10 protein-coding genes are annotated in these 13,131 nt (G+C 56.2%); 2 read left to right on the top strand and 8 right to left on the bottom strand.

The features are described 5' to 3' along the window. Positions 1–226: 226 nt before the first annotated feature. Both QM596_RS20370 and QM596_RS20365 read right to left on the bottom strand, forming a co-directional pair. Entirely contained in the window at positions 227–1,252 is a 1,026-nt protein-coding gene (locus QM596_RS20370; RefSeq protein WP_283309806.1) for a sigma-70 family RNA polymerase sigma factor, read from the bottom strand. Further along, positions 1,246–1,821 (bottom strand): hypothetical protein, encoded by a 576-nt coding sequence (locus QM596_RS20365; RefSeq protein ID WP_283309805.1) that lies wholly within the window; start codon positions 1,819–1,821, stop codon positions 1,246–1,248. Before QM596_RS20365 ends, QM596_RS20370 begins: the two co-directional genes overlap by 7 nt. A 630-nt stretch (positions 1,822–2,451) precedes the next feature. Between QM596_RS20365 and QM596_RS20360 the strand changes: the two genes are divergently transcribed. Both QM596_RS20360 and QM596_RS20355 read left to right on the top strand, forming a co-directional pair. Continuing rightward, positions 2,452–5,409 carry a VldE C-terminal domain-containing protein gene (locus QM596_RS20360; protein ID WP_283309933.1) on the top strand — a complete coding sequence of 986 codons (2,958 nt, stop codon included), beginning with the start codon at positions 2,452–2,454 and terminating at the stop codon, positions 5,407–5,409. Positions 5,410–5,448: 39 nt separating this feature from the next. After that, positions 5,449–6,063 (top strand): hypothetical protein, encoded by a 615-nt coding sequence (locus QM596_RS20355; RefSeq protein ID WP_283309804.1) that lies wholly within the window; start codon positions 5,449–5,451, stop codon positions 6,061–6,063. Positions 6,064–6,634: 571 nt separating this feature from the next. On the opposite strand, the gene QM596_RS20350 is transcribed toward QM596_RS20355, so the two are convergent. The 6 genes from QM596_RS20350 to QM596_RS20325 form a co-directional block, all read right to left on the bottom strand. Next, positions 6,635–6,952, bottom strand: a complete 318-nt coding sequence (locus tag QM596_RS20350; protein WP_502943423.1) for a DUF6924 domain-containing protein — start codon at positions 6,950–6,952, stop codon at positions 6,635–6,637. A gap of 242 nt (positions 6,953–7,194) precedes the next feature. Further along, positions 7,195–8,448 (bottom strand): hypothetical protein, encoded by a 1,254-nt coding sequence (locus QM596_RS20345; protein ID WP_283309802.1) that lies wholly within the window; start codon positions 8,446–8,448, stop codon positions 7,195–7,197. A 674-nt stretch (positions 8,449–9,122) separates the two neighbouring features. Continuing rightward, on the bottom strand, positions 9,123–10,343 hold the full coding sequence (locus tag QM596_RS20340) for a hypothetical protein (RefSeq protein WP_283309801.1): 1,221 nt from the start codon (positions 10,341–10,343) through the stop codon (positions 9,123–9,125). Then, on the bottom strand, positions 10,336–11,400 hold the full coding sequence (locus QM596_RS20335; RefSeq protein ID WP_283309800.1) for a site-specific integrase: 1,065 nt from the start codon (positions 11,398–11,400) through the stop codon (positions 10,336–10,338). Before QM596_RS20335 ends, QM596_RS20340 begins: the two co-directional genes overlap by 8 nt. After that, complete coding sequence (locus QM596_RS20330; protein WP_283309799.1) at positions 11,391–12,134, bottom strand: hypothetical protein; 744 nt, start codon at positions 12,132–12,134, stop codon at positions 11,391–11,393. Before QM596_RS20330 ends, QM596_RS20335 begins: the two co-directional genes overlap by 10 nt. Continuing rightward, a complete protein-coding gene (locus QM596_RS20325) occupies positions 12,131–13,042 on the bottom strand; it encodes a site-specific integrase (RefSeq protein WP_283309798.1) in 912 nt (303 codons plus the stop codon). Before QM596_RS20325 ends, QM596_RS20330 begins: the two co-directional genes overlap by 4 nt. Positions 13,043–13,131 lie beyond the last annotated feature (89 nt).

The raw sequence follows: 13,131 nt of genomic DNA, 5'->3' as shown, positions 1-13,131 counted from the left end.
AAAGTGTTCATGGACGCGTGAATCCGACTTGTCGTACCGTCCGGATAATCTGGTTTTCTGCGACGAGAGATCGCCGCGCAGTCCCTCAACCGAGGACAGAGTTTCTGGCTCTGGCCTGGTCCAGGTGTCGAGATGTCTGGTCTCTCACCGGATCTGCGCGGCGATCTCTTCTGTTGGCAAACCGCTACCGAGGTAGTCCGTCGAGGCAGTCTGTCGTCAAGGCTCGTCAAGCCGTGGCGGCAATCCGAAGCTGATCCGCCCGAAGCTCATCCTGCTGGATGTGAACCGCGGCATCGGACGGGGCTTGTCCCGCTCCGGTCGGCCGGAGTCGTTCGAGTCTCTTGCCGTTCTCGCTGGCACGGATACCTTCTCGGATGGCTTCCTTCTCCTTGATGATCTCGTATGCCCAGACGCGGTAGCGCGGGTGCGAGATGAAGTTGAACAGGTATTCGTTGACCGCTTCGACCCGTCGTGTCGGAACTCCGAGGATCTGGGCAGCATTGGCTGCTCCGTAGGGCAGATTCTCATCGACTGAGAAGAGGATGCGGGCGTACTTCATGTACTTCTCCGCCAGCATTGACTCCAACACTTCGAGGAGTAACTCCGCACTCTGCTTGTACGCGACGTCATCCGAGATGGACGCGGGATCCGATTCCGGGATCGACACGTACTCGGGGTCGTGAACATCTCCGAACGTAGACCGCGACGGAATAGAGGGAAGCACGTAGGTGCAGGCAAATCCGGTGATGTCTTCCAGCTCTTCGTCTGTCGGACGGCGACCGTGATCCCTCACAAATTCGTCAGTCGCAGCGAGCCAGCGCCAAGTCGCCTGGATCGCTGCAGTGTCAGCGCGATACGGGGTGCTGTTCTTCGCGATCAGCCTGTTCATCGCCTTGCTGATCGCGAGGGATGAATACTTGGCGAACCGAACACCGGGGTGGTTGTCTGTCCCGCGAGCGTTGAACGAGTTGGTCACTCGCAGCGCAGCGATGACGCCCTCATCGAAGAGATCGTTGCGATCCCATCCGACCGAGGACTTATTCTGAATATTTCGGTGATAAATCGAGCTCGCAATCTTGTTGATGTGAGGAAGATACGCCCGGATAAGTTCGGTCGCGGCTCGATCGCCGTCCTCTACTACGTCAAGTTCCGACCCCAAAGGTTCACGCTCTTCCTCCTGGAGCAGATCACGGATCCTTCGCCGGGCGACTATGCGGTCAGAGAGTCGCAACTCCTCCTCGTAGGTCAGCATGACTTGGCCCCTTCGAATGCGAGGAGCTGGTCCACTACGTGTTGTCCCAGTCGTCCAGATTCGAGTGCTTGCAAGGGTGAAAGCCCGTCCAGCATGTTGAGAGGAGTGGCCCACCATCGCGCGGCCCGCCACTGAGCTTCACACTGATTCAGAGCGACGCCAAGCTTGCGATTCGCATACGCCACCAGCGGGATGATCGCGCCGGTCTTCTTGTCGAACTGGAAGTCGGGGTATCGGGTGCTGGAACCGCTCATGCCGCTGGTCGCGATACCTGCGTCTGGATCCGACGCGTCATCCATCTCCACGGAAATCAGGTCTCCCGACTCACTCGGATCCGACAGGTGAAGGATTGTTGATGTGGCCGGATCGATGAACTTCATCGCAGCGAATATCCTGCCGTAGTCGTCAGATTCGATACCTGCGGCCGACCTCTGCTGGGAGACCGCCGAAAAGGTCAATTCCCCCTGAACGATCATCATCTTCTGCGACTCGAACGGAATTGTGAACGCTCGCTGCAGTCTCTCCGCCTTGACGACGGTCAAGGCCGGGTGAAGTCGAGGTATAAGCATCGCGGGTGTGTGAGTGCCAGCAAGGTAGGTGTCTTGTTCCCCGTTACGGCAGAGAGTCATTCGGGTGTATCTGTTCTGTAGGACCTCGATATTGACTGGAGTGCCGAAGTGGGCGCCCCTCAGATCCCAGAAGACGATCACTGAGTCAGTAGACCGGATCAGCTCACGGTCCAGCTGTGCGGCAACTTGGCCCATATCCCTTGCAGTCCAGGGGATCAGAGGAGATGTGCCCTCTGCAATTGCGTCCAAGACGGCGTAGACGGGATCTGTTGTGGATCCGCCCGGAGCTTTCATCGAATCAGGGAGGGTGTCGATGGTGGAGAGTCGGGGGTCGGGCGAATCTGCCATCTTGCAGTGGCGGGCAAATGTAGCTGATGTTTTGGAAACATCTCTGGACACCAGATTGGTGTGAATTCGATTCACTATATTTCTCCTGTGCTCGGATCGCGTTACGGCGCGTTCTCGATCTATTTATCGTATAAGGGCTAGTCGAGAAATGACAGAGTTCCGTTAGGGGGAGGTTAAAAGAGATAGGCTATCCCGTCTGTTCTCTGCTTCGCAAAAGCTATTCTCACCAGCGAAAGAGAAAGGAATATTTTCGGTCTTCAATCTATCCAATGGGCGGTGGCGATGGTAAGTAAAGAGTCCAACAGAGATGAGAGAGAAAGACGACTCGATCAATCTGTAGACGAGATTGCGCAGCTCGTTGACCAAATACGCGAATTCATCGTTCCGGATGTTTCGGCGATCCCGGACGATTCAAGCGATCCTGGGTATCCGAACCTTCCGCCTTCGATGGTGGATGAAATTCTTCGCATCGAGCATCGCGAACTGGCTTCTCTCAGAGGCGAGCCTGTACGGCCCATCGGGGACCCGAAGAAGCTCAAACCAGACGAAAAAGCTCTGGTCGATGCGCATCGCATCAAGGCTCAACCAGTATCTTCCCGGAATCCCGAAGAGGTCAGTTCAGTGCTTCACGATGTGCGCAAAGAGTGGCCGCACATCGGCCATAAGGGGGTCGCAGAAGATGCAACTGATGGAAGCGAGTCGAATCGCCCGGATGCTTCAGGAATTCCCAATTCGGGGAAGGTGTTGAACAAAGCCGGTCGGATAAGACCTCGGGAAGACCTTGCGGTGGGCGCCGATTCATCTGCATCGGCCATTAAGGGCGTCAACGATGGAATTATGGCCGAAGACCGGACCAGCATTTCAAAAGATGCTGTCGGCGGTGCAGCGACGGCGGGCGCCAAAGCCGCAGCCGCAAAAGTTGGAGTCGATACAGACAAGGTTGAGCTTGCGGGCGACGTAGCAGATGCTGCAGTGGTCGTCGGAAGTGTCGCCTCCGGTGCGGTAACTACCGAAACCGTCGTCAGTGCCGCAAGGCTAACCAAGAAGTATTCAAAGAAACTGAAGACCCCACTGATAGTGCTGTCCGCATTCCTGTCCGTCATCGTTCTGGCGGTAATCTCAACTCTGACCAGTACTGCGATAAATACTGCGGTCGGCGCTGCATATGCGACGGCCAATAAGGACTGTCTACCTTCGATGTCCGATACCGAGGTCACGCTCGTCAGCAGCGGGGCCGACAGCTCCCTACAGGTACTGCAATCGTCCGCGAGCGCCGACATCGGAAGCGTTGGGGAGCCCACTATTGGGGACTGGGAAGCCATCGCGGAGTGCGAATCCAGCGGAAATTGGTCCGCCAACACGGGCAATGGATACATGGGTGGACTTCAGTTCGACCAGAGCACATGGGATTCCGTCAACGGAGGGCAATATGCCCCGTCTCCTGATCGAGCTACCAAGGCGCAGCAGATCAATGTGGCCCTCGATATCTGGCGTACCCGTGGTTGGAGCCCCTGGGGCTGTGCAGCAACGCTCGGCTACGTCGGTGGACCAGAGGGATGGACGAATGCAAAGGGTGATCAGTTCGGGCCGACAACGGAGAAAGCCACCCCGTCCGCCGGTCAAGATGCCGACCGGAACTTGCCGGAGACTACTGCCAGCCTGCCAATTGACTACAACAAGATCGACGTGGATAAACAAAACGGTGTCACCGATACTGCTCAACCGAATGCGCCGCCTGCTCCCGCCGACGATGCCAATTACATCGATCGCGACGACGCGCTCACCAGCCTTGCTACCGCCGACATCGTGCTGGACAAGGAACAGATCGGAATTGCGCGAACGATCATCGGCGTTGTCGATGAGTCCGGCCTGGGCGACAAAGCCGCAGTCGTCACTCTCGCCACGGCACTACAAGAATCAACTCTCCGAAACCTGGACTACGGCGACCGTGATTCCCAGGGCCTCTACCAACAACGGCCCAGTATGGGGTGGGGAACGCTGGAGCAGATCAAAGATCCAGTCCTGGCGACCAAAGCCTTTCTCGGGACCAGTGATCACTCCAACAACGCGGGACTCAAGGACGTAGCCGGTTGGGAAAACATGACTCTGACCGACGCTGCACAAGCGGTCCAACGTTCAGGCTTTCCCGAGGCATACGCAAAGTGGGAGAACTCGGCGAAACAGATCGTGGAATCACTCACAGGCAAGTCCGGTGGATCATCTTCATCTATCTCATCGCAGCCATGCTCGGATGCAAGTCATCTGTCCCAGGGCGACTGCATCACCGCAATGACCGCCATCTCGGGAGTCGTCGCCGATTCGACCTTCAGAGGAATGAAGCCCGATACGGCGCTGGTCACCAAGACTGTGACCAAAGAGTTCGGATCCCACACTTACTACGGCTACCGCGACCCCGACGGCTACAACGAGCATTACAGCGGCGTCGCTGTGGACATCATGATCGAACCGGTAGTGGGTAACGACATCCCGAAGTCCCCGGAGGATCCCGAAGGTCTTGAGTATGGCGACAGTTTGGCGCTGTATCTGCAGAACAATGCGAAACAGCTAGGCATCGAATACCTCATCTGGAAGCAGCGCATCTGGATGTCGTCCGCTCCTGTCGAGGGCTGGGACCCGATGGAAGATCGTGGTGGCACAACGGCCAACCACATGGACCACATTCACGTGAACACCTTCGGTAATTCCGCAACGGGCGCAGCAGGAGTTGCAGGTCAGACATGTACGAAGAGCGAAACCGTGGGAGCGGCTTTCGTCGCGAATCTCGAAGGCCTCGCTCCACCTGCGAGGCCAGATGAATACACGTTGTCGGATTTCTTCGGCACCCGGGATGGCGGACATAAGGGTGTCGATGTCGCTTCAAACGGTGCAAAGCCGATCGAACTCTTCACCATGGGCAACGGCACCGTCACCGAGGTGGTTACCGGTTGCGCCCCTATGACACAGGACAACTCGTGCGGTGGGGGATGGGGCAATCACCTTGTCATCGATCTGGGCAATGGAGTCGGACTCCGGTATGCGCACATGAGCGAGATCAGCGTGACACAGAACCAGCAGGTCACGGCGGGACAACCGATCGGGAAGATGGGCAACTCCGGTTGGTCAGAAGGTGTTCACCTTCACTTGGAGCAACTCGACATGAATAACGGTCGCGCACAGGTCAATCCCGCAGAACTAATGAAAAAGGCCGGTGCCTGGGCGAACGGACAACAGGCCCAGTAGCCGGTCCGCCGGGCGAATAGAAGTCGACGAAAGGTATCAATGAACCTGAACAGTAAGCGGTGCATCGCAATTGGGGTCGCCGCGATAGCAGTAATTGTCGGCGGGATCTGGGTTCTCTTCTTTCCCCAAAACGGCGCTGGGGACCCACCAAACAGATCGGTGGGAGTCGTTCCCAGCGCCGGCCAGCGCCACCCGACGGCTACTGACTCGCACGAGCACCTCCCCGAGGGGTGGGTGCCAGATGGCAAGGTGCGGCCGACACCTCCGCCGGAAAACAAGATCTCACAGTGCTCAGATGGCCATTGTGGAGATGACACAGCAAGCGTCAATATGGAACCGGAGATTGTTCGGCAGTGGGAGGATGTGGCTCGAGACTTCGCTAACAACTTTGGCAGAATCGACAATCGCAGCAGGGAAGAGTGGCTCAATTCTCTGCGGCCTCTTGCACTTCCAGCCCTAGTTAAGAAGATGGAATCCATTGAGTACGGCCGAGTGAGGGCTGGCGGCACACCTCAGGTTGTGGTTAGCGATAGTAGCAAGTTTCGGCAGGTGAGCGTCCGCGCTGACTACCCCGAAGGCTGGAGCATCTACATCAAGCTCGAGCTGATGGGTTTCGAGGACTGGAAGGTCACCACATACGACACCCCGAGGTAATCCCTCCGCAGGGCGTATGCCAGATTGTCGGCGAATGCTTGCTCTTGGATCGATCACAGTTGGGACGACACCCGACGCGGGTCGATGATGCCGCTCGCGCTAGCTTGATTCTTGTTCGTTGCGTCTGGTCAGGGTCAGGAGCCCACCTGTGAGGCCGTGGCAGACGTTTTTGATGGCATTCCATGATTCACGAACCATGTTGGCTCCCTTCGTCGATTCCTCTTTGCTGGACAGTGAGCGGGTTACGGAGCCGCATACATATGTCTCCAGCACGGGGAACAGAACTAAGACTACAAAAACGCTGCACGCTGTCACGACCTGTAGCACCGACTCGAACGGCGCACCAGACCCGTACCACACGCAACGAACGGGGAAGCGCAATTCCCTGGGTTCTGAGGTATTGAGTTTTCAAGTTGGTTGCCCCGAGCGTGCAGCTTCGAAGCTCGAATAATTTTTCATATTCACGGACGTTTGTCAAGAACCAGTGAGAGAATGAGATTCTGCCGCGTTCTTGAAAGTGAGTGCGATGGCGATTGCCCATCGGGAAGTGATCTATCCAGCGTTCTGTTCGTTAGAATCCACGAAAGACACCGTCCTCATCAGCAGATGACGCGAAGTCCTCGAAATCCATATTGGCCAGCGATAGGTTGTTTTCGATCGCGGCCATTTCACTGGGCACCACCCGCAAGGTGGGGACGCCATCACGGTCCGGGTCCTCGTTACCGGTATCCACGGCAAGAATGGGGTGCTCTGGGTCCGACAGTGTCCGGCTATCTGCGATGAAGACGTAATATGGCGGCCCAGCACCGACAATTTTCATCAAACCGTCGAGGGTGAGTCCGTCGAAAGCTCTGTCGTCGATCAGCGTCAGGTCGGCGAATGCTTCGATGCCCCGCCCAGATCCCAGGGTTGTCTCGCGGCTTCGACTGTTTCGAGCCAGGCGGCGTCGTCAGCGAAATCCGTTCGGATAAGTAGCGACTGATCATCGGGCAGCGTAAGTGTCATCTTTCGAACATATCCTCGGCCTGTGTCATTTTGAAAAATCGGGACATCGCGATGTTCCTGTGGGGTTGAGGGCCGTGCAGACTGGGAGGTCACTCTAGTGGACGCAGATGCGACGGTGTTCGAGATCTACAGCCCGGCATCGCTAAGAACGTCCTCGAGGTTCGACAGCGAGGCGAGCGCCTCATCACGACTCGCACGGGAAGTGAACCTAGCTCCTGACCGGGAACCTATTAGCTCGTCGTGCGAACGATAGGCGTCGCTGAAGTCGGCGTCCCTGGTTGCCGAACCCTTGGATAGAAGGTAAATCTCCATCGACTGATAGGTGGCCAATGGTTGGTTGCCCTGGCTAAGCATCCCGTAGTTCACAAGGGCAAGCCGCATCCTGCGCCAAGCGATGACATACATGTCGTAGATTTCATCGTTAACCTTGTCAAGCGCTTTTTCATGGCGATGACCCGAAAAGCACGACCGGGCCATTTCCATGATTCGATCACCCCTGCCGCGGGTTGATGCCTGAGACGCTGCGAGGCTTAACTGAGAAACTATTTGCTGGAAATTGGTTGGAACGACATCGCGTCCTCGGAGGACTGGGATGGCAATGCTCGCAGTGATGTGATCAAACGAGGCCAGCATGTTCTGAATCTTCCTATAGACGTTCTCTGCATCGTCCAGAATTGATGCCATATTCGGAGCGTCCTTCGCTAGCTCTGCTCGGTACCTGTCGGAAAGCTCGTACAGTTCCGGTTCGATATGAGTGACCCACGACCCGGCGCTGTCGTTCGCGTCCATCTGAGGGTCGGTCAGTGCGTCGTTGCCACCAAGAATCTGGTGGGCCCGAATCAGCGCGTTAGCCTGCCGGCGGACGAATGACTTGATACTCGAGTCCTCGTAGCGTTCGCACTTCAATCGCGCTTCTTGGAATCGTGCGTCGACCATCTCAAGCCCACCCCGTACGTCATTCTCGTTCAAGAATCTGTATGCGTCTCGGTCCGCGGAGATCTGCGGGTTAGAGCCCATGTGATACCCCTCGACATCCGCTCGAAGGTACCGAAATCCCTTCGAGGACAGAAAATTGACCCAAGCGCCATCCGCCTGCCAGAACCCCATGTGAAGGAGGAGGTAGTACATGCGGATCGACCAGTCGTTATCGGACTCACCTTCTCGATATGCGGAGAGTTCTGTTTCAACCCAGTAGATTGGATGGCCGAGGAACTCGTCCTTGACGTTCTTCGGTGCGAGACGAACGATGGCCGACCTACGCCTCGGCGTCGGCTTCGGTATCGGGGGAAAGCCCCAGAAGTTGATGGCGAACTGATCTCGACTCAACCCGGAATTATCCATCATCTGCAGGATCTGGGTTCCGCTTTCGATCATCGACACCGGTCGGCACTTTGTGTATCGAAACCCGTCTGATCCCTGAGTGCCCTGGTGCGAATTTGGGATGAATTCTGTTGTTATGGTGCAGTGTTTCGATTGATCGGCCATTCGATTGCCCTTTGGCTAGTCGCGCTATTCGCTAGGAAACTAGCCCTTCAACTTGTGTGTCAGGTGGGGTTCTTCCTCAGATGCATCGGCGTCCTCGCACTCGCGGGAGTGTTGGAACAACGCCGAACTTGAGTGACCACGGGTTTAGACACCCGGAAGCTTCGAGATGAACTTTCAACGTGTGTGCTTGCTTCTTCCGTCGTCGATGGTCTCAGACTGATCCGCCGATGGATCGGCGACAACTGGCCGTGCTGGACCGGCGGATACCGCCATTGAACTGAAGTGAGGTACAGCGTCGAGTTGCAATCAGCACCTCTCAACGACGGCGTCACGGAATCGGTCACCATCCCCTCCATTCGTCTCACCGTGACCTTCCAACGAGTGAAAGATTGATTGGTACAGAGCTTTACGCAGATTTTCTAAGGCTGACGTGATTCGTCCGAAAGCGTTCAGTGACTGTGTCAGCTATTCGAGTTCGAGGGTAGTCGAGATTCTTTCGCGCGAGTCTGGTTGGCTGAGAGTTCATTTCGAGTCGATTGAGACGCTATTGAATAGCATCGTCGTCCGTGTCAGAGGTCTACGGTGCGTAGCGGGTCTGCGTACCATGTCGGTGTATGCAATTGGGCGACACAGTTTTCGATGTAGTTCCGTTCCGCTAGCCTCTGATCTCCGAGCTGGATCGGTGCCAACTCGACGTCGGCGGCACGGACGGTGGGCTGCACAACCAGCGCGCGAAACTCACTGCTGACGCACCTGGGGCCGGGAAACCAACGATCTACTTCGGCAGTGAAGACACGATGCTGCCCGCGTTCCCGGATTGATTCCGAGGCAACGTACTTTTTGCTGGCAGCATTGACCCCAATCTCAACCAGCCTCCGCATCTTCCGCCGGTTCTCAGTTTTCGCGATGCTGACAAAGATCACGTTCAAATCGAGGTCACTACGACCGCAAATGGAAGTCCATGCTGCTGCTTTCTTGACCAGTCTGTTTTCGCCGTCCGAACAGGAGGAATTCGAGTTGTTACCGTCGACTTCCAAGACGACGATCTTGCCATCACGGGTGAGGATGGCTCCATCGCCTACATTTGCTCGAGTGTTCTCGTGGTCCAGTGTCGTCGCTTCGTAGAACGAGTTACCAACGCAGAAGCGCTCGCCCCAGAGTCCGATCACGCCGGGGCACATCTCCAGCGCTTTGATCTGAATCTCAGTGGAGACCAAGTCATGTCGTCGTGTCATCGGCGAATTCTGACCCTTGAAAACAACCATCGGGTCGAACCCATAAGAGACGAACATCCATGACTTCGTGTCCAACCGTTCGAACCAGTCTCGGGCTGGTCTCTTGTCCTGTTCGGTGCCGCCGCGCCGCACCCTCCACAACGTCGATTCTCCGGGATTCGACCGGAGTCCGTTGACCATGATCGTCAGGGTCAGGCGCTCTACGATTCCGCCGTTGAACAGGACGAGCATGGTGTTCTCCACCTCCCGTGGGTTGATCGCCAGCAAGGTTGAGAGTTGCCGTGTGGAGAGCTGATGCCACTCGACCAGAGATGCCATCGCCTGCACGGCGATGGCAGTATAGAGGGATCGGGGGTTCTGCGGGATTGGGTCAAAAGCCAGTTCTGTTCCCTGGATCGCTATCTCGCCGTTCGGGTTCGGCCCGGTCGCCTCTCTCAGGACCGAGATGTACTCCCATTCCGGTCTGACAGCGTCTTTGTAGTTCAGCTCAGAGATCGGATCGAATCGTAGGTGCCAGGGGTACAGGGCCCGAGAGGCGACGACGTAGTTAGTCATGAGTTCGACGCGCTCCGTTCTTGTCAGGTTTGCCGGACGGGATGAGGTGCAGCGACTCATGCGCCGTTAGCCTGAGATTGCCTTGTGTGATGGTTTCGCTCGTCAAGGGACCATGACTCAATCGGTCCAATGCAAAGCTATGTTTGAGAGACTTGGAGGAATAGCGAGAAGGATCGAAACCGATGCGGCACAACGTATCGACCAAAATCGCCTCGATTGCTGAAGCGTCCAACCGTGTCATCGTCGCAGTGTCGGTGACGAACAGTGGTCCGGGACTCGTTCCGCGAACAGCGATCCACCTTTTCATCGCACCGACAGGCGACAAATCAGACCAGAGAATTGCCTGCAACTCACGGACGGCATAGTGAATACCGTTTTCCTTGCGCAGGATCAAGCGGAGGTCGTCGCTGTTGGCTACGGACTCCACGTCGCCAAAGTCGAGAGTCGACAGACCTGACTCGTCTATTCCCCCGAAGTACCCTGACAGGAGTACCGCCTGGTCTCGCAGCGCTGTTGGGCTGCACTCAGACAGGGCCTTTGTTGCTCTCCGAATGTGTCTTTCCCGCAGAATGGCACTCCTCTGTGGAAGGACCAGTTCCGCCTTGGACACCTTCCTGGCCGCGGTGAGCACCTGATCCACGAGATCCGATGCTGCCAGCGAGTCTCCTAGATAGGAGATTTGCTGTTCTTGATGTTTCATCTTTATCGCGCACACGCGGAAACGCTCGGTGTGGATCAAATTGGGTTGAACTTTGCCTTCGCTCGGGAACCATTGGGCACGAATGTATCTGAGTATGGTGCTCAGTTCAGCGGGAAGAGGATCGAGGGCGTTGCGGCGGCACCAGGTTGCGAAATCGCCCCAGTACTCCCGGTACAAACTGTCGGAGGAGCTCAGTACCCGCTTCCTGTCCAGTGCGCCGGATAGGGCGGAAATCAACTCGATGTCCGATGGTGAGTGGTCTTCTAGCTGTTCGGAGACTCTATCGAGCAGCTCCAATTCGCGAGTCAGACAGGGCGTCACCACGAAATCTTCGATGCTGTTTCGCTCTACACCCATAGTAGCTTCCCCTGTTCGCCGTAAGGCTTGACCAGGTCGAACAGTCGTCGCGCTGTCGCGACCAATACCGCGGACACCCCTGCGGTGGCGCAGTAGATTGGCCAGATCAACCAGGGGTTCGAATTCCGTGCGAGCATCATCGCCACTGCGAGTGAGCCAACCACGATGGCAAAAGCTGGAATGGTCACCGTAAGTTGTTTCATTGCCCGGATCGGCGAGACCGTCTGGCGCGCCCTCAACCAGGCATTTTGACGTTCAACCCGATCCCATCGATCGTCACGGATGCGTTGTCGAAAAACCCGCAAAGCCACAGTCATTGCCCTCGTCGTGCAGGCGAACAGCGCAAGTGTCTTGGCGCCCAGGTAAAGGTTCGCGTTGTCGATCCCAAACCACCATGCCGCGGTCTTGTACACAATCAGTGTGCAAACAGCGATTATGAGTGCCGAAATCAAACCACGGATCAATGAAGATTTGCCATGCGCAAGAACATCTCTGACCTCGTCCCACGGGCCCTGTACCAGGCCGACTGTCGAGGTGACTACGGTGAGCAAGTAGATGACCGAGTGCAGGACCAGTACCGACACTACAAGCGCACCGGGTCGATCGATCAAGCTGATGATCGCACATATGACTCCGAATGGAATCGATACGTACAGGCCTTTGCAGACCGACTTTGTTGTCCAGAAATAGAATTGGCTGTCTGGAAGCATCGGACGGTTCGGGAGGAAGTTCATTTTCGCACCGCCCAGTCTGGCAGGGGTTCGAGCGGATAGTTGGGACACTCAGACTGCTCGATCCCGGCCATGTCCAGAGCCTCCGCGACAATCCTGTCGATGCACGACGGTTTCATCCTTTGCATTGTGTAGATGTCAGCGGGAAACAGTGGCCCATTGCCTCGGTCTCGTTCCATCGTCCAGTTGCGGATTGCAGAAGCCGGTGACATCAGAAGGTCTGAAAGTCGTGGCATTTGAATCACCTCTGATTCAGTGCCGTCTGAGGTGCGAATGGACAGTTGAATTGGATCACTGATTCTACCGAATGTTAAATCTTCGAAGTTGAGGTTGGCTATTTGCGTGGTTTCCAAGCTGCCGAAGTATTTGATCAGTAGGAGTGTGCGATCCCGTGATGAATCCGGTGCCACCGTTCCGACTGCTCGCCGGAAAACCTCCCACGGCAACCGCGGGTCGCCCATCGAATGGTCCGCTTGGTAAACCGCTTTGACTGCGGACAGTATTGACCGGATGCTTTCTGTTCTGGTCACAGAGTCCTCCAGATACGGAACTCCTTCGCGGTTATGAACGTATCTAATTGCCGCCACACGACCTTCGATAGTTCCGGCAGCGTCAACCTGTGGAAAGCCATTCCGCTGCAGGGGGTTCAAGCCGCCGGTACTGCAGGCGAGGATGTATCGTGCGATCGTCTTTCCGGAGGCCGGCAGCGGATCTACTTGTCGCCTCCGGCAGTATGCTTCGAAATGAGACCACTTAGACATGTAGGTCGTCACGGTGGCAGTAGTCGCTGGTTGACTTACAACATGTGTTGCCGCAGCGGTGTGGAACTCAGCTTCCGAAACATCTGACTCCACTAGTTCGTCGACTCGCGTCAGGTACCTGCGAATCTCCTCAACGCTTTTTTGATTCATCCGAGAGTCCTTGGCATGCCCGTTGTTGCCCTTTCATGGGATGTGTAAATGGAAGAATTCGTAGAAGGTGTTTTCTTCGAGAAAAGTTC

Source organism: Rhodococcus sp. IEGM 1406 (assembly GCF_030056745.1).
Taxonomy (GTDB): domain Bacteria; phylum Actinomycetota; class Actinomycetes; order Mycobacteriales; family Mycobacteriaceae; genus Rhodococcus_F; species Rhodococcus_F erythropolis.
This window is presented reverse-complemented; position numbering and strand designations above follow the sequence as displayed.

Coding starts and splice junctions, on each gene's coding strand:
- QM596_RS20370 (WP_283309806.1), bottom strand. CDS start 1,252: ATGCTGACCTACGAGGAGGAGTTGCGACTCTCTGACCGCATAGTCGCC.
- QM596_RS20365 (WP_283309805.1), bottom strand. CDS start 1,821: ATGCTTATACCTCGACTTCACCCGGCCTTGACCGTCGTCAAGGCGGAG.
- QM596_RS20360 (WP_283309933.1), top strand. CDS start 2,452: ATGGTAAGTAAAGAGTCCAACAGAGATGAGAGAGAAAGACGACTCGAT.
- QM596_RS20355 (WP_283309804.1), top strand. CDS start 5,449: ATGAACCTGAACAGTAAGCGGTGCATCGCAATTGGGGTCGCCGCGATA.
- QM596_RS20340 (WP_283309801.1), bottom strand. CDS start 10,343: ATGACTAACTACGTCGTCGCCTCTCGGGCCCTGTACCCCTGGCACCTA.
- QM596_RS20335 (WP_283309800.1), bottom strand. CDS start 11,400: ATGGGTGTAGAGCGAAACAGCATCGAAGATTTCGTGGTGACGCCCTGT.
- QM596_RS20330 (WP_283309799.1), bottom strand. CDS start 12,134: ATGAACTTCCTCCCGAACCGTCCGATGCTTCCAGACAGCCAATTCTAT.
- QM596_RS20325 (WP_283309798.1), bottom strand. CDS start 13,042: ATGAATCAAAAAAGCGTTGAGGAGATTCGCAGGTACCTGACGCGAGTC.